General features: G+C 36.6%; 12 protein-coding genes. 10 read left to right on the top strand and 2 right to left on the bottom strand.

The genetic code is table 11. The annotated features are described in order from the left end of the window. The first annotated feature begins 35 nt into the window (after positions 1–35). Positions 36–1976 (top strand): S9 family peptidase, encoded by a 1941-nt coding sequence (locus QCQ61_RS14130; RefSeq protein WP_279448296.1) that lies wholly within the window; start codon positions 36–38, stop codon positions 1974–1976. A gap of 4 nt (positions 1977–1980) precedes the next feature. On the opposite strand, the gene QCQ61_RS14135 is transcribed toward QCQ61_RS14130, so the two are convergent. Next, positions 1981–2946, bottom strand: coding sequence for an App1 family protein phosphatidate phosphatase (locus QCQ61_RS14135; protein WP_279448297.1), 966 nt, complete (start codon positions 2944–2946; stop codon positions 1981–1983). A 65-nt stretch (positions 2947–3011) separates the two neighbouring features. Between QCQ61_RS14135 and QCQ61_RS14140 the strand changes: the two genes are divergently transcribed. The 8 genes from QCQ61_RS14140 (at position 3012) to QCQ61_RS14175 (ending at position 13845) form a co-directional block, all read left to right on the top strand. Next, positions 3012–3932 (top strand): diacylglycerol/lipid kinase family protein, encoded by a 921-nt coding sequence (locus QCQ61_RS14140; RefSeq protein ID WP_279448298.1) that lies wholly within the window; start codon positions 3012–3014, stop codon positions 3930–3932. After that, entirely contained in the window at positions 3922–5139 is a 1218-nt protein-coding gene (locus tag QCQ61_RS14145; protein WP_279448299.1) for a bifunctional alpha/beta hydrolase/OsmC family protein, read from the top strand. Before QCQ61_RS14140 ends, QCQ61_RS14145 begins: the two co-directional genes overlap by 11 nt. Before the next feature lie 58 nt (positions 5140–5197). Continuing rightward, positions 5198–5731 carry a hypothetical protein gene (locus QCQ61_RS14150; protein ID WP_279448300.1) on the top strand — a complete coding sequence of 178 codons (534 nt, stop codon included), beginning with the start codon at positions 5198–5200 and terminating at the stop codon, positions 5729–5731. Beyond that, the gene (locus QCQ61_RS14155; RefSeq protein WP_279448301.1) at positions 5728–6474 is read left to right on the top strand and encodes an LVIVD repeat-containing protein; all 747 of its coding nucleotides are present in this window, start codon (positions 5728–5730) and stop codon (positions 6472–6474) included. The genes QCQ61_RS14150 and QCQ61_RS14155 overlap by 4 nt, the downstream gene beginning before the upstream one ends. 80 nt (positions 6475–6554) lie before the next feature. After that, positions 6555–7145: a superoxide dismutase family protein gene (locus tag QCQ61_RS14160; RefSeq protein WP_279448302.1), complete on the top strand. Its 591-nt coding sequence runs from the start codon at positions 6555–6557 to the stop codon at positions 7143–7145. Positions 7146–7286: 141 nt separating this feature from the next. Further along, entirely contained in the window at positions 7287–10757 is a 3471-nt protein-coding gene (locus QCQ61_RS14165) for a TraB/GumN family protein (protein ID WP_279448303.1), read from the top strand. Between the two features lie 141 nt (positions 10758–10898). Further along, complete coding sequence (locus tag QCQ61_RS14170) at positions 10899–12344, top strand: hypothetical protein (protein ID WP_279448304.1); 1446 nt, start codon at positions 10899–10901, stop codon at positions 12342–12344. A 313-nt stretch (positions 12345–12657) separates the two neighbouring features. After that, positions 12658–13845 carry a hypothetical protein gene (locus tag QCQ61_RS14175; RefSeq protein ID WP_279448305.1) on the top strand — a complete coding sequence of 396 codons (1188 nt, stop codon included), beginning with the start codon at positions 12658–12660 and terminating at the stop codon, positions 13843–13845. Positions 13846–13914: 69 nt separating this feature from the next. Here QCQ61_RS14175 and lpdA read toward each other — a convergent pair whose 3' ends face one another. Beyond that, positions 13915–15318: a dihydrolipoyl dehydrogenase gene (lpdA, locus tag QCQ61_RS14180; RefSeq protein WP_279448306.1), complete on the bottom strand. Its 1404-nt coding sequence runs from the start codon at positions 15316–15318 to the stop codon at positions 13915–13917. Between the two features lie 176 nt (positions 15319–15494). On the opposite strand from lpdA, the gene QCQ61_RS14185 reads away from it, so the two are divergent. Further along, a complete protein-coding gene (locus tag QCQ61_RS14185) occupies positions 15495–16694 on the top strand; it encodes an aminotransferase class I/II-fold pyridoxal phosphate-dependent enzyme (protein ID WP_279448307.1) in 1200 nt (399 codons plus the stop codon). Positions 16695–17694 lie beyond the last annotated feature (1000 nt).

Below are 17694 nucleotides of genomic sequence, written 5' to 3' on the forward strand. Positions count from 1 at the left end.
TTTTGAAAATCAACTGCCTATTAAAAATCAGCATTATGAAAAATTATAGTTTAATTCTGTTAGCACTTGTATTTTTTGTTGGGTGTAAGGACACCCCGAAAGACGACATTAAAGAAACTGCTGTAGTAAAAACCTACACCATTAACCAATTTATGGCGAATGAAAATGCGTTCGCAAATGGGTTTTCGCCAGATAAATCGCGGGTTTTAATGACCAGCAACCGATCTGGAATTTACAATATGTACACCGTGCCTACCGAAGGTGGCGAGTTTTTGCCCGTAACCCAATCTGATAGTGCATCGGTTTATGGAATCTCGTACTTTCCGGAAGATGAAAGAATTCTCTTTAGAATGGATGGCAATGGCGATGAAATTTTTAAAATCTTTCTGAAAGACAGCAGTGGAATTAAAAGGTTGACGCCGGAGAAAAATGTTAGAGCACTATTTCAGGGTTGGGCAAAAGACGGAAAAAGTTTTTACTACAGTAGCAACGAGCGCGATCCACAGGCGATGGATATATTTGAAATGGACGTTGCCTCCTTTAATACGAAGCTAATTTTCAAGAATGTGGATGCAATGGATTTTGGCGGGATTTCAGCCGATAAAAATTATATGTTGCTTTCTAAATCCATCAATACAAACGATAGTGATTTGTTTCTTTTGAATCTAAAAACGAACGAAAAAACTAAGATTAATGAAACGGTGAGTAAGAATTCGCCCGCCGATTTTTCGCCAAATAATAAATCATTTTACTACACTACCGATGCCGATGCTGAATTCAGTTATTTAATGAAATACAACATTGAAGATGGCAGCAAAGAAAAAGTTTTGGAGAAAGATTGGGACATCAATGCTTTCTATTTCACCCATAACGGCAAATATCAAGTTATGTTTACCAACGAAGATGCCAAAACTAAAATGTACGTAACCGAAGTTGCCACGGGAAAAGAAGTGGATTTCCCTGAAATAGACGGACAGGCAATAAATGGAGCAAGTTTTTCGAGGGACGAAACGATGGCACTTTTGACCGTGGGCAGCTCCCAGCTTCCAACAAATACGTATTCGTACAATATTGCTTCGGGAGAATATCACAAACTTACCGATGTTTTAAACAATGAAATAAATCCAAACGATTTGGTGGAAGCCACGGTTGTTCGTTATAAATCGTTTGATGGATTGGAAATTCCAGCAATTTACTACCAGCCAAAACAAGCGAGTGCAACTAATAAAGTTCCGGCGTTGGTTTGGGTTCACGGGGGGCCGGGCGGTCAATCTCGACAAGGTTTTAGCTCTTTTATTCAATATCTTGTAAATCACGGTTATGCAATTTTGGCTGTAAACAATCGTGGCAGTAGCGGTTACGGAAAAACATTTTTCCGGATGGACGATCAAAACCACGGCGATAAGGATTTAAAAGACTGTATTGCCGGAAAAGATTGGTTGGCAAGCCAAGACTATATTGATAAAGATAAAATAGGAATTATAGGTGGCTCTTACGGAGGCTATATGACGATGGCAGCACTTACCTATGCCCCCGAGGAGTTTGAAGTAGGCGTAAATATTTTTGGGGTTACCAACTGGATTAGAACGTTAAACAGTATTCCGCCGTGGTGGGAATCATTCAAAGATGCACTTTACTTAGAAATGGGCGATCCAAATACTGCAGATTCCGTGCGTTTAAAGCAAATTTCACCCTTATTCCATACCGAAAATGTTACCAAACCTTTAATGGTATTGCAGGGGGCACAGGATCCACGGGTGCTTAAGATTGAATCGGATGAAATTGTGGAAGGCGTTAAAAAGAATGGTGTTCCCGTAGAATATGTTGTATTTGACGATGAAGGCCATGGCTTTGTAAAAAAGGAAAATGAAATAGTTGCCTACGGACGAATTTTAAAGTTTTTAGACAAATATTTAAAAGGTGAAGACAAATTGAATTTGGAAGCTGAAAAAGAGGATTCGACCGAAGTAAATTAAACGGTTATGCAATTCCTATTTTTTCGGAATGAGCAATGGCCTTTTCACTAGTGCTAAAATAGCAGGTTGCCACATTCATAGATTCAATGTTATCTAAAATTTTTTGGGTTGCAGACTTTTTGTGTTTTGAAGTCTGCCGAATGTAAATAGCCTTTATATTCTGAGGAAATATTTTTACGATCCTTTCATATAAATAGGGATCTTTTTGCGAATCGTCGCCCAATAATACATAGAGTAGATTGGGGTAAAACATTATAATATCTTTAATTTTTTCAAATTTATGGTCGTGGCTTCCCCTACCGGTAAATAGAAAATCGGAGATTCCGGTTTTAATTTTTTTTAGTTTTATCACTGCTTTTGGAAGTTCGTGCAAACGTGCGAAAGCATCTATAAATTCATATAAATTCCATTCGCTGCTAGAAACATAAAAGAATGAATTGGAAGCCGTTTCGTTTTCCTGTCCTGCCCGACTCAACGCTTGGTAGTGCGGCACCACGTCTTCAAAAACCTTACGTTTATTGATATTTTTAAGAAGAAGAACATAGAGTTTTTTTAAAAAATTTCCGCTGTGCGAAACTAAAAAAGTATCGTCAATATCTGAAATAACCCCAACCTTGCTTTCAAAAGGCTTCAATAATTCTGAATTTTCTACGATGCCGTAATCGTAATACTTACAAACAACTTCATACGGATGCCAGCCGCTTTTGAGCTTTTCGGTATACGGAATTGTAAATCGAAAATAACCGTCGGCTAAGGTTTTGGTGGTAACTTCTAGGTTTTTAAATTTTAATTTTACCTCAACATTTTCCAAAGGTTTTATTCTAAACATATGTATAACCGATGCTGCGTGCCTAATTCCCTTCCGATCCAATCGATACTTATCTGGTGCCCACGACTTAAAAACATGCCCGAATACCACCAATTCATCGGCATTGGCGTAGCCTCGATACAATTTTAAATCTAGTTTCACTTATTGAGATTTCGTTAACGGTTTTGTATTTCCAAAATAGGTATTTTTAAAATCAATCTTTACTAATGAAATCAGAAAATTATATTTTGCTGGTTGTTAACCCGATAGCTGGCGATTCAGAAAAGGACACAATAATTGCAGCTGTTGAAAGCGAAGCTATAAAAAGAAACTATAGTTTTCAACTATACAAAACCTCGGGAAAGGCAGATAAAAAAGCTATTAACGCTTTAATCGAAAAATTAAAACCAACGCGTGTTTTGGTTGCCGGTGGCGACGGAACCATTTCAATGGTGGCAGATTGCGTACTTAAAAAAGACATAATTTTAGGAATTATCCCCGCCGGATCTGCGAATGGCATGGCGGCAAATTTTGAACTTCCACAAACCCTTTCCCAACAAATTGAGATTGCATTTTCAGATATTGCACTCGCAATAGATATTTTAATTATCAATGAAAGAATTTGCCTGCACATTGCCGATTTAGGTATTAATGCCGAATTGATTAAAAATTACGAAAACTCGGGAATACGGGGAAAGCTGGGTTATTTTTTACAATCAATACCTACGCTTATAAATTCGGAACACCCCTTTTATTTTTCAATAGAAACTGAAGAAGGAATTATAGAAGAAAGCGGTATTTTACTGGCTATTGCCAATGCCAATAAATTTGGTACCGGCGCCACGATTAATCCCCACGGCAAAATAAACGACGGTAAATTTGAAGTGTTAATTTTTAAAAATCTAGATTTTTTTGAAATCGTTAAAACCATTCAGGAAAAGCCAGAAATGTCTTCCGATTTTGTTCGCGTAATTTCTACCAAAGCCGCAAAAATTAGTTGCAAGACAAAAATTCCGTTCCAAATTGATGGTGAATTTTTAGAAGAAATTACATCGGTAACGGCAATTGTTTCAAAAAACAAGCTAAAAGTGGCAGTACCCGAAAAATTCTGTAATTTACATACGATAAACGCAAATTATGAATATTGAAAAAGTATCATTTACAAACAAAGACCAAGAGCAATTGGCGGGAAGGTTAGAATTGCCCTTAAATCAGAAACCGCATAACTTCGCAATTTTTGCGCATTGTTTTACGTGCACAAAAAATTTAATTGCCGTTAAAAATGTAAGTCGCGCCCTTACTGCTGCAGGCTTTGCAGTTTTGAGATTTGATTTTACAGGTTTGGGTGAAAGTGAAGGCGATTTTGAAAACACCAACTTCTCCGGAAATGTGGACGATTTAATTGAGGCTGCAAATTTTTTAGAAAAAAACTATGCTGCCCCCACGCTTATAATTGGTCATTCTTTGGGTGGAGCGGCGGCCATTTTTGCAGCAGATAAAATTGCTTCAATAAAGGCTGTAGCAGTTGTGAATGCTCCGAGCGACCCTTCGCATGTTAAAAATTTATTGCGCGATAGCACACAGGAAATTAATAAAAATGGAAAAGCAAAAGTAAATTTAGGCGGAATAGATTTCACCATAAAAAAACAATTTTTAGACGATCTTAAAAATAAAACACTCAAAAACATAGTTGGAAGCTTTAGAAAAGCACTATTAATTTTACACGCGCCCCAAGACAAAGTGGTGGGAATAAAAAATGCCGAAGATTTATATATCGCTGCGCATCACCCCAAAAGTTTTGTCTCGTTAGACGGGGTTGATCATCTTTTAAGCAATAAAGAAGACTCTTCCTATGTTGGGCAAGTAATTGCAGGTTGGGCAGCGCGCTATGTTACGCTTCCCGAAAAAAAGGAATTGAAAAGTAAAAGTAAAGTTGTGGCAAGCCTAAACGGCGACGATAAATTTACTACGCGAATGAAGCTTGGCGATCACGATATTATTGCCGATGAACCCACAAATTTTGGAGGTAATAACTTTGGGCCTTCCCCCTACGAGTTGCTTTCTGCGGGTCTTGCCGCTTGTACGGTTATGACAATACAAATGTATGCCCGAAGAAAAAAATGGGAGGTTGAAAATGTGAGTTGCCATATAGACTATTCAAAGGATCATGCAGTAGATTGTGAACATTGCGAAGATGATTCGGCTAAAATTGACACTTTTAAACGCAAATTAATTTTAAAGGGAAACCTTACCGAAAAACAAAAAGCCAGACTGCTTCAGATTGCTGATAGATGTCCTGTACATAAAACGCTACATTCCAAAACGCAGATTATAACTATTTTGGAAGAATACTAAATTAAGATTTATTTATATTTATCTATTTCGTAAACTTGTAGTACAAAAACTAAAATTTATGACTAATATTTTTAAAATACTACTTTTTACGGTAGGTATTGCTACGTTACAAAGTTGCTGTAGGAGTGGCGATTGTGATGAAACAGACGACTTTCCCGGCACTATGGTAGTTTCGGCCTATGAGCCAGTGTATATGGAGCGACCAGCTTTTGAAACGAGTGTGGAGCTATCTGCTCCCAAACCAGTGCTAAATGCTGGAAAAATATACGTACAGGGTTCATATCTATTTATAAATGAAAAAAACGAAGGATTTCATGTTTTTAATAATTCTGATCCATCCAATCCGTTGCCCATTCACTTTTTGGCATCGCCTGGCGCAACAGATTTGGCCATAAGAGAAAACGTATTTTTTATAAATCAGGCAACCGATCTTATTGCAGTTCAAGTAGATTTGGAAGGCGGCAATTTAACCGTTTCAAAACGAATAAAGGAAACATTTCCCGTAATGCTATCTCCAGATGGATTTTTCCCTTATGAACTTCCCGAAAATAATGTAATTGTAAATTGGATTCCTAAAACCAACACGCCATGAAAAAAGTAACTTTTATACTATTAACGGTACTATTGGCTATGGGTTGTAGCCAAGACGGAAACGATGGTGCGGCAAACGAAATGATGAGCAATGGCGACGGGCAGGGAGGTTCTTTGGCGCGGTTTTCTATGTTGGGCGATTATTTATACACCGTAGATGAATACGGTTTAAATGTTTATAATATTGCAACACCCTCAGATCCCGTGTTTGTTAATAATGTACCCATTGGCTTTAGAATAGAGACACTTTTTAATTACAAAGAATTTTTATATATAGGTTCACAAAACGGGATGTTTATCTACAGTGTGGCAAATCCTGAATTTCCTGAATATCTTTCAGATGTAGCGCATTTTACTGCCTGCGATCCTGTAGTTGCAAACGCTACTACTGCATTTGTAACCCTCTGGTCTGAATTGGGTTGTGGTACCACCGTAAATCAGTTAGAGATTTATGATATTACCGATGTTGTAAACCCAACATTGCTAAGCGTTAGAAACCTAGCCTTCCCAAAAGGTTTGGGACTTTACGGAAATTATCTAATTGTATGCGACGACGAGATTAAGGTTTTTGATGTTTCGGACCCTACCAATTCAGTGTTGGTTCACAATATAGACAGGCTTGCTTTTGATGTTATAATTCAAAATAATGTACTTATTGCAATCGGACAAAACGGAATATATCAATACCAATTAAATCCAAATAATATTACAGATACTTCAGAATTGAGTACTATAAACTTTTAAATAAGTCTTAAATAATTGTGTTCGCATAAAAACTATTGTACCTTTAATTATAAAACTAAAAGTAAACCAAAATATAAATCATGAAAAAAATTAGTTTAGTTTGTAGCCTATTTGCTTTGTTGGCATTTGTAGGTTGCAAAAATGAAAAAAAAGATGCTGAAAATTTAGATACTATGAATGATACCATTCAGGTAGAAGCACCAGCAGAAACCGAAGTAACTAAAAGCGTTTCAGTAACCATGGAGCCAAAGAGTAAAAGTACCGCACAGGGCGAAGTTTATTTTAGCGAAACAAATGGCGTGGTAACACTTGAAGCTAAATTTAGCGGCTTAACCCCGGGCACGCACGCAATCCACCTGCACGAAAAGGCAGATTGTAGCGCCGAAGATGCAACATCGTCAGGCGGACATTGGAATCCCACACATTCCAAACACGGTAAATGGGGCGATGCAGAGGGCTATCACAAAGGCGACATTGGTAACTTTGAGGTAGGCGAAGATGGAAACGGAAAGATTACCATGCTTACAGATCAATGGTGCATAGGATGCGGCGATGAAGATAAAGATATAATTGGCAAAGCCGTAATTGTTCACGAAGGACAAGACGATTTTAAAACGCAACCTACTGGCGATGCTGGAGGAAGAGTTTCCTGTGGTGGAATAATTAAATAATAGTACTATACATTTTGTAAAAGCCATCTTAATTTTTAAGGTGGCTTTTTTTTATTTCACTTTTTGAAGGAGTAAAATAATTAAAATGAATTTTAAATTTATTAATATTGAAAACAACTAATAAAACACACCCAGCCCCTTATGCATACTTCGCCACAATATTACTTATTTACTATTTTACTTCTTTTTGCGCTAAACATTGGTTATTCCCAAGATAGAAGTAAATATGAATTGCTCTGGGAGATTAAGCACAAAAATAGCGACAAAAAATCGTATCTGTTCGGTACCCTTCACCTTAAGGATGCTCGTGCCTTTAGCTTTAGTGATTCCGTAATACCTGCTATACAACGTTCTGAAGTGTTCGCTTTGGAAATTCATCCCGATTCTGCAGTAAGTGGCTTTAGTGAAAAATTTTACAGTACCGAAAAAGAAAATATTTATAAAAAAATTCTTGCAGAAGAAGAATATCAAAAATTGAAAGATCGTCTTTTTGAGGCAAAACAAATTAATTTGGATAGTTTCCCAATGAAAGATCCGAGTTTAATAAAATCTATGTTAACCAATACTGTAGGCAGGTCTGACGACAGACGTACTTTTTTAGATGCCTATTTATACGGAATTGCGTACAACAGCAAAAAAGAAATAACCGGTCTTGAAGATGTTGCAGATCAAATGTACATATTTAATGACCAAAACGATATAACGTTGCGCGAGAGTATTTTATCTATTTTGGACGATACCCAGCGAAATACGAATAATCAAATTAACCACATAACACAGTTATATTACGAAGGCGATTTAGAAAAAATACTAGATTATGTAAGCGACAGGGCTACGGATTCTATCATGGTTAAGCGAAACCTCGTTATGCGCAACAGTATTGAAAACATTATAAAAACCAAGACCTTATTTGCCGCTGTTGGCGCAGCTCATTTACCTGGCGAGCAAGGTATAATTGCTATGCTTCGCCAAGATGGATATGAGGTAAATAAAGTAAAGGCCACCTTTAACAATACTGAAGCACAGTACAGTATAACCCCCGATTTAGACAGATGGGTGCTAGATCGCGACGAATCTATGGGTTATAGTGTTTTAACGCCCAACAAGGCAACCCCAATTGCAATTAATGAAGCCGTAAACGCCATGACCAGTACCGATTTAATTTACGGCGGAAGTTTTATGTATATGATTGGCGATTTAAGAAATCAGGTGTTAAAAGAAGGGTATGATTTTCTGGGTAATATTATAGCCAGTCAGACCCGTATGCCCACGGATTCAATAATAAGTAAAGAAACTTTTGTAAAAGACGATGTTCAATTTACCGAAGTGCTTATAGCAAAAGGCAGTGAATATGTACGCATGCGCTTAGCCATGAAAGATAAAATAGTATATACTTTTATGACTGAAAATACTTTAGACGAAATTAATTCGGCCTACGCAAATGCATTTTTTAATTCTATTAAAATTTTTAAACCCAAGGTACAACCATCTATCTGGAAAACACATACAGATAGCATTGGTGCGTTTAGCATTCGCGTGCCAGGCAAGATTTTAGATAGGAGCCAGACAAAAGACAATCCGGACGGAAATGATAATTCGCCCTACATAATTAATATTTTTTCGGCAGAAGACAAGGCTAACAATTCTATTTATCTGATTCGTTATAACGATCAACCGGTGGGTTATTATTTAGATCAAAAAGAAGTATATTTTAACGAGTTCGACACCTATTTTAAAGCGAGTGGAAGCTACGTATCAGAGCCTAAAAAAATAATGATGGATGGAAATGAGGGTAGAAAATATGAACTTTTATTTTCAGGAAAACACCATACTATTGCAAAGCTATTTTTACGCGGAAACAGGACATACCTGCTCATGGCACAAAGTTTTAATGAAGAAGAAAAAATTTCAGCAGATAATGAATTCTTTAAGTCGTTTACATTTTTACCATTTACCGATGCAGCTTTTGATACTATTGTAAACATTCAAGATAAATATTTGTTTACGGCACCGAGCAAAAATGTGCTAACCGAAGACGAACCCCAAGATGCCTATTCGGAATACAGTTCCGTAAAAAATTACAGCTCGCTGGACCCAACCTCATCGGGTACGTATTTGGTTCAACAAATGAAATTAAAACCGTATTACAGAAAAAAATCGCTCGATGCGTTTTATAAAGATTACGCTGAGCTACTTATTGCCAACAACGATAGTATTACAAGCAATGTGAGCACTACTCTGGGAGGAAAACCCGCGCGCGAAATTTTTATGCAAAATACAAATACCCACGTAAAGCAGCGGATGAAGATTGTGTTGGATGACGATACTATCCTTTTAATGCTTACCTATTTAGGCGATGAAGAAATTACTAAACCCCGTGTTGAGCAATTTTTCAATTCCTTAAAAATTAAACATAACTCCAAAAATTTTGATCTTTCGGCTTCAAAAGCAGATTTAATTTTTAAACACTTAAAATCCGAGGACACCACAAAATTTGCTGAAGCTAGTGGTGCTTTGGGGTATTACGATTTTGATGCTTCGGAATACAAATATTTGGAAAAGCATTTAAAACACAATTTTCCAGACGACTCTATCTATTACGGTGCAAAATATTATATAATCAATGCCATGGCTCAACTTGAAAAACCAGAGACGCTAAAAACGTTTTCTTCATTCTATAAAAATGAACAAAACAGTTATGAAGCACGTATAGAAATTCTTGAGCAGCTTCCAAAACTAAAAAATACTGAGGCTATGGCAACTTATTTTAATCTTTTAAAGAGGCACAAACTCAATCATCCGCCAAACAAGAACTATGATATTATGACTTCGTTTTTAGATACTATTCCGCTGTTGGTTGAAAACGATGCACAGTTTGCCGAACTTGCAGAAATAGACGATTACAGAGCCGAAATAGCATCAATGTATTCCTACTACGTCATGGAAGATAGTATTTATAAAGATAGGATGCCATTACTAAAAAATAAGCTTTTAAGGCATATGTACGAAGATGCAGCCCTATATGTTGATACAATTGCACGAAAAGGGAATTTGCTTATTACCGACGGACTTATGTACAGTTATATTGAATTTGCAAAAGGTTTTAAAAATATTCCGCAGGAAGTTTCAAAAACATTAAAACTAATTTCCGAACAAGTAAAAGATGATAATTGGTTGCAAGCTCAGGCATTAATGGCAGCAATTGAATTAAATATTGAAATAAATCCTCAAATTGTAAAATCTGTTTTAAAAGAACTATATGTGCGTTTTGAATTGATGGAGAGTTTAGTAAAGGCAGAAAAATCATATTTAATTCCCGAAGAATATTTAGCCCCTTTAGCGTTTGCCAAGCTATCACTCTACAACATGGTTGGGGCCGAATACGATGGCTACCCTGAAATTATAGACTATTTAGACCAATTGACCATAAACAACAAAAAATACTTCGCTTTTCAATTTTCGTATTCAGAAGACGACACTACTAAGTACTTGGGAATTGTACTGCAGGAGCCAATAAACTTTACAGATTTTAAAATGGCAGAAGCGTTTACAGATCACGAAATTATGGAGGAGGATTGGAGAGACCAAGCACTAAACATAATAGTCCCATAACAGCCAACAATTAAAATCTTGTTAATCATTTTTTAGTGCGTTATTTCAATAATTAGATCAATATAAAGTAATCATTCTAATTATGTTTCTATTATTTTAGTAACATTTTATACTTTTATGGAAATTATATATCCCAAATTTATGAAAGTAACATTACCTCAGTTATTACTCGCTATTTCTCTACTTCTTTCACTTTCTTTACATGCCCAAGTGGGTATAGGAACAACAAACCCAAAGAGTGCGCTAGACATTACGGCCTCTGATTCGGCAGATCCTTCAAATACAGATGGTATTTTAATTCCCCGAATTAATAGGTTTCCCACTACAAATCCAACAGCAGATCAAGATGGGATGTTAGTGTTTTTAAATCAAGATATTGTTGGGTATAAAAAAGGATTCCACTATTGGGACAATGCAAATTCACGCTGGATATCTTATGGAGGTGAATGGAAAGATGGTGCAAATTCAAATGGAGATAATTTAATCTATGCGCAGCAAGCTAGTGCCAATAATGTAGATGTTGTGGTTTATGATTCTGGCAGAATGGGTCTTGGCACCGATAGGCCGGAAGAAAGTTTAGAGATAAAATTACCGGGCGATAATGATATACAAATATCAAGTGTGGCTCCTCCAAATGCTCCAAACTTAATATTTTACACTACAAATGGAACCGATTTTGCCAATAGAGATTTTTTAACCGATAATGAACCCATAGGCTATATTACTGCAAAAGCCTATAATGGTACAGGGAAGTCTGGAGATCTCGCCAATATTCAGATTAAATCTGATGGCGTTCACACCGCAGCTAGCCTTCCTACTAAAATAGAATTTGCAGTAACGGCAACAAATGAAACCGGTATTGATTCATCTAATCCACAGATGGTCATTAAAAACAATGGCAATGTGGGAATTGGGGTTAATGATCCTATTCTGCCCTTAGATGTAAATGGCTCAGCAATTATTAGAGATAGTTTTATTGTGGGCAGTAATGCTGGTATTGTAGGAAGTACTGCATTAGTGGGAAAAGTAACCATTGGAAATGTGCCAACTCCTAATGCAACCGATCTTTTGGAAGTAGGTGGAAATAGTTATTTAAGGGGTGCTTTAAAGGTTTCTGGAAATTCAACATTTGGCGGTAAGGTTAAAATTGGCACAACCGGCACCCCTACGGCAACTTTAGAAATTGCTCCAGGAACTGCGGGTGTAGGCGGCGCTCCTTTTAAATTAGCATCAGGTACAGTGACCACTACTCCGGAGACAGGGGCGATAGAATATGATGGTACACAATTGTATTTTACACCATCTAACTTGCGCAAGACCGTTTTAACTGCGATAGAATTTTCATATTCCGGTCTTAGTCTTGGAAACATACCCGCACATGGTACGGTAGAAGTAGGATCTGTTCCAATTAATGGTGTAAGGTTAGGTGATATATGTTCCTGCTCTCCATATCCTAACATTGAAGCTTCACTGATTTGGCAATGTTTCGTTAATGCTGATAATCAAATTACTTTTAGGCTTTCAAATATTAGTACTTCACAAGTTTATAATAATTCAACAAATTGGAAGGTTATTATATATAATTGACAATTCCGAAAGTTATATGGTATATAAATGATAACCCCTTGGATCTTCAAAGAGGTTTTTAATATATGGTATTCGTGTAATTTATGTCTCAAATTCTTTTTTATTTAATGATTATTGCAAAATAAATTTCTTTAAAAATTAAATAATCTGTCATTTTTTGAAACATGAAAATAATAAAAGACACTCTTTAGCAGAAAGACATACAATTCATATAAACGTTAAATTATGCATTTAATCGATAAAAATATCGGTTAAAATGTTAATTGTTAAATATTTTACCATAGATTTGCCATAAACATATACCCCAAATAATATGGAAAAAGCAATTTTAAAACTGAGCGTTGTTCTTTTACTGGTTTCAGCACCACTTCAAGGTCAGGTAGGTATAAATAATACGGATCCGAAAAGTACTTTAGATATTTCGGCCTCTAGTATTTCTGCTCCTTCAAATACAGATGGTATTTTGATACCAAGAGTAAACGATTTTCCATCAGTAGATCCTGGAGGAAATCAAAACGGAATGATGATTTTTCTGCAAAATGCAGTTGGTTTAAATGATAAAGGATTTTATTATTGGGACCACCCCAATAGCAGATGGTTTTCCATTGGCGCAGAAGAATGGAAGGCAGGAACGAACATCAGTGGCGACAATCTAATTTATGCTACCCGGGCTAAATTAACAGGAACCGATGTAGTTATTACAGATGATGGCCGTATTGGTTTTGGAACAAGTGATCCAATAGAAAGATTTGAATTTAAGGGGCCCGGTGATAACGATTTTCAAATAACAAGTGCTAATACCAATCCGCCAAATTTAATTTTATACAATACAGCAGGGACATTGGAAGAACCTTTACCACTTCCATTAAATCAGGAAATTGGTTCTTTTATCGTAAAAACATTCGATGGTAGTAGAATAAGAGAACCTGGAGGTGTTCGTTTTTATATAGATAGTGTAGCGGTATCGGCAGGAAATGTTCCCACTAGATTTGTAGTAGAAACTACGCCTGTGGGTAGCTCATCAGATGTAGAAAGACTCGTTATAAAAAATGACGGTAAAACAGGCATTGGAACATCCGAACCAACTCAAACCTTGGACGTAAATGGTAGTACAAGAGTTAGATCTTTAACCGCCGGTCCGGTTTATACTGATGCAAATGGAAATTTATCAAATACTGGTCCTGCGATAGTTGCTTCGGGAAAAGTAGCTTATGATGGTACTGCTATAAAAATTACAGGAGCAACTGTTTCAAAAATAGGCACAGGTAATTACAGCATTACTTTTTCAACTAGTAGAGACCATAGTAATTATATAATTCAGTTAGCATATCTAGAATGTACTGGAACAGGTGCTGATTGTCAAGGTGATAACAGTATTAATATTTCCTATAGTAGCCAATCAACCAGCGGCTTTAACGTTGGAATTGGCTCCAACGACAATGGTGGGACTGCAAGAGTGCCAAGAGATAGAGAATTTATGTTTACGGTTATAGATTTTTAAAAAACACCCGATACCAAAAAAGCCGATATTTAACTTATCGGCTTTTTCTGGTAATAATCAACACGTTCATTAAATATGCAAGGCTCTATCGTCAGTCGCAGCAAGCGCCGCTTCTTTAACAGCTTCGGCATAGGTTGGATGTGCGTGGCTCATACGTGCAATATCTTCGGCGCTAGCGCGGAATTCCATTGCTACAACGGCTTCGGCAATTAAATCAGCTACCCTTGCTCCTACCATATGTACTCCTAAAACCTCATCGGTTTTTTTATCTGAAAGTATTTTTACAAAACCATCAATATCACCACTTGCACGGCTTCTACCCAAAGCACGCATAGGAAATTGTCCCGCTTTGTATTCTACATTAGCGTCCTTTAATTGTTCTTCGGTTTTACCTACTGAAGCAACTTCGGGCCACGTGTAAACAACGCCTGGAATTAGATTATAATCAATATGCGGCTTTTGTCCGGCGATAATTTCGGCAACTAAAGTTCCTTCTTCTGAAGCTTTATGTGCCAGCATTGCTCCGCGAATTACATCGCCAATGGCATAAATGTTTTTAATATTTGTTTGGAGATGATCGTTAACGTCAATCATGCCGCGTTCGGTAATTTTTATACCAGCATTTTCAACTTTTAAACCGTCGGTATATGGTTTTCTTCCAACGGAAACCAAGCAATAATCCCCTTTAAATGTTACTTCTTTATCCTTTTTATCGGTAGCAGTAATGGTTACTTCTTTTCCTTTTTTTGAAACTGCAGAAACTTTATGCGACAAGTAAAACTTAACACCTTGCTTCTTCATTGCCTTCATTAGTTCCTTACTTTGCGCGGCATCCATCGTTGGGATAATGCGATCCATATATTCCACTACAGAAACCTCGGCACCTAAACGACTGTACACTTGGCCCAATTCTAAGCCAATTACGCCACCACCAATTACAACCAAATGTTTTGGAATTTCCTTTAAGCTCAAAGCTTCTGTTGAAGTAATAATTCGTTCTTTATCCAGTTTTATAAACGGAAGTGTAGCGGGCTTACTGCCGGTTGCAATAATTGTGTTTTTTGCTTCAATGGTTTGTTTTTTTTCTCCTTCTGTAATTTCAATATGGGTTGCATCTTTAAAAGCCCCCATTCCGGTAAAAACATCAATTTTGTTTTTATTCATTAAAAACTCAATTCCTTTGGTGGTTTGCTCTACTACCGAAGCTTTGCGTTCTACCATTTTTTTGAAATTCACCTTTATATCGCCGGGAATTTCAATTCCGTGATCTTCAAAATGTTTTATGGCTTCTTCGTAATGATGCGACGAATCTAGCAATGCCTTACTGGGAATACAGCCTACATTTAGGCAAGTGCCGCCTAAAACATTATATTTTTCAATGATCGCGGTTTTCATACCCAATTGTGCGCAACGGATGGCGGCTACATAGCCACCGGGACCCGATCCAATTATTGCTACATCATAAGTGCTCATAAAATATTTCTTTTAAATTGAAGTGCAAATTTAACAGTTAAAGCTTAGATAGTAAAAGTTATAATCAATAAAGTTTAGGCATTTTTCGAAACGATTTTTTTAAAAGGAATTGGCTTATAATTTTACCACTCATTTTAATTTTTGCAAATTTGTCAAACAATCTAAACAATTCAATTATGGCTTTTAAACCAGCAGATAAAATACAGGATTTACAATATTTCGGTGAGTTTGGAGGAGTTAATCCCTCTATTTCCGATTCTTCGACCTATACGTTTCTTTCGGCAAAAACAATGTTTGATACTTTTGAAGGCAATGCCGAAGGCTGTTACTTATATTCGCGCCACTCTACCCCTTCCAATTTATACTTGGGCGAAGCTTTGGCAGCAATGGAAGGAACCGAGACCGCAAATGTTGCCGCCAGTGGAATGGGCGCAATTACACCTGCAATTTTACAGCTGTGCAAAGCTGGCGATCACGTAGTTTCCAGCCGAACTATTTATGGCGGAACCTATGCTTTTTTAAAGAATTTTGCGCCGCGATTAAATATTGAAACTTCATTTGTAGATATTACAAAGCTAGATATCGTAGAAGCTGCGATTACCCAAAATACAAAAATATTGTACTGCGAAACGGTTAGCAATCCACTTTTGGAGATAGCCGATATTGAAGCACTTTCAAAAATTGCCAAAAAACATGGCCTACAATTTTTAGTTGATAATACTTTTTCGCCCTTAAGCATTTCACCTGCCAAATTGGGTGCCGATGTGGTGTTGCACAGTTTAACAAAATTTATAAACGGGAGCAGCGATACTATGGGCGGTGTTGCTTGCGGCACACAGGATTTTATTGATACGCTTCGCAATGTAAACGATGGGGCAAATATGCTACTTGGTCCGGCAATGGACAGTTTGCGGGCAGCTTCAATATTAAAGAATTTACGCACGCTTCATATTCGGATAAAACAACATAGCGAAAATGCTATGTATTTAGCCGAAAAATTTGAAGCCGACGGCCTAAAAACAGTTTATCCCGGATTAAAATCGCACAGTGGTCATGAGCTTTTTAAAAAAATGATGAACGCAGAATACGGTTTCGGCGGAATGTTGACAGTAGATGTAGGTGGAATTGATAAAGCCAATGAGTTAATGGAGCTAATGCAGGAAAAAAACCTCGGCTATTTGGCGGTGAGTTTAGGTTTTTACAAAACATTATTTAGTGCGCCTGGTTCTTCTACTTCATCAGAAATACCTGAGGAGGAACAAAGAGAAATGGGCCTTAGTGATGGATTAATACGTTTTTCAATAGGATTGGATAACGACATAGCACGCACCCATCAAATAATGAGGAAATGTATGGTTGAAGTCGGGATTTTGTAGATGCGTAACGTAGTATAACCAGAAACTCCCGAAGATGATCCGGGAGTTTTTTATATGTCACTTCAAGTTTTTAGGTTGCTATAATTATCCCAATTTTTAGATATTTGTAATTGGTAGATTTTTTTACATTTTCCTTTGATCGACTTCTATATATAAAGGTTATTGGCACGCACTTAAATGTTTTTATTTTTGAAGTGTAGCTAAAAAATTGACTTTAATTAAAATAAAAAATAGCAAATCCCGGAAATACAATCGCTTTCACTCAGCTAGTCTAAATTTTACCCCTAACCTCTCTCTTATCTTCCTATTTTCCATAAACAGTGTAAATGTTTGCGGTTTTTTCCTGTTTTAGCAACTTGTACATTTTTTGAATTATCATTTATAGTGATTACGTGGAAGGGGGAGACCACAGGTTATTATATTTGTAAACAATCTATAATACGCTATATACACGCTATAAACATACTATAAATACGCTATAAATACACTTTATACACACTTTATATACGCAATATTAGAAAATGGTAAGAGAGTATTACTGAATCGGGTATTGGCATCCAGTATTTTGGTGGATTTATTATATTCTGAAACCCTTCTAATGATCAATGATCCGTTGACATAACAATTAATCTTCAAGAAATTTTTTGAATAAACCACCTTTTATAAGGGAATCGGGCTGTGTTTTTTGTAATTGGTTTTGGTATGGGATGCATTCGTACAGTAGCATGGTTACAAATATCCTTTACTTCGGAAATGAACGGAATGCCTGCATTGGTTAAGCAGTTGCAAGGCAGCGCGATTTAACAAGCCCAAATAAGAATTGCGGCAAATAAAAAGTCCATTAAATTCTACATTAAATAGCTTATATTTATCGGATAACCACAACAAATGACTTGGTTTAGACTAGCATAGGCTCGGTATAACCAAGATAAATGTTTGGATATAACATATTGCCACACATTTTGAAAAAAATCGTCATCATATTAATAATTGCCAATTT

Source organism: Aequorivita marisscotiae, assembly GCF_029814825.1.
GTDB lineage: Bacteria > Bacteroidota > Bacteroidia > Flavobacteriales > Flavobacteriaceae > Aequorivita > Aequorivita marisscotiae.

Excerpts from the sequence above, each read along its gene's own strand:
- QCQ61_RS14150 (WP_279448300.1), top strand. The coding sequence starts at position 5,198 with ATGACTAATATTTTTAAAATACTACTTTTTACGGTAGGTATTGCTACG.
- QCQ61_RS14185 (WP_279448307.1), top strand. The coding sequence starts at position 15,495 with ATGGCTTTTAAACCAGCAGATAAAATACAGGATTTACAATATTTCGGT.
- QCQ61_RS14130 (WP_279448296.1), top strand. The coding sequence starts at position 36 with ATGAAAAATTATAGTTTAATTCTGTTAGCACTTGTATTTTTTGTTGGG.
- QCQ61_RS14170 (WP_279448304.1), top strand. The coding sequence starts at position 10,899 with ATGAAAGTAACATTACCTCAGTTATTACTCGCTATTTCTCTACTTCTT.
- QCQ61_RS14145 (WP_279448299.1), top strand. The coding sequence starts at position 3,922 with ATGAATATTGAAAAAGTATCATTTACAAACAAAGACCAAGAGCAATTG.
- QCQ61_RS14155 (WP_279448301.1), top strand. The coding sequence starts at position 5,728 with ATGAAAAAAGTAACTTTTATACTATTAACGGTACTATTGGCTATGGGT.
- QCQ61_RS14175 (WP_279448305.1), top strand. The coding sequence starts at position 12,658 with ATGGAAAAAGCAATTTTAAAACTGAGCGTTGTTCTTTTACTGGTTTCA.
- QCQ61_RS14160 (WP_279448302.1), top strand. The coding sequence starts at position 6,555 with ATGAAAAAAATTAGTTTAGTTTGTAGCCTATTTGCTTTGTTGGCATTT.
- QCQ61_RS14140 (WP_279448298.1), top strand. The coding sequence starts at position 3,012 with ATGAAATCAGAAAATTATATTTTGCTGGTTGTTAACCCGATAGCTGGC.
- lpdA (WP_279448306.1), bottom strand. The coding sequence starts at position 15,318 with ATGAGCACTTATGATGTAGCAATAATTGGATCGGGTCCCGGTGGCTAT.
- QCQ61_RS14165 (WP_279448303.1), top strand. The coding sequence starts at position 7,287 with ATGCATACTTCGCCACAATATTACTTATTTACTATTTTACTTCTTTTT.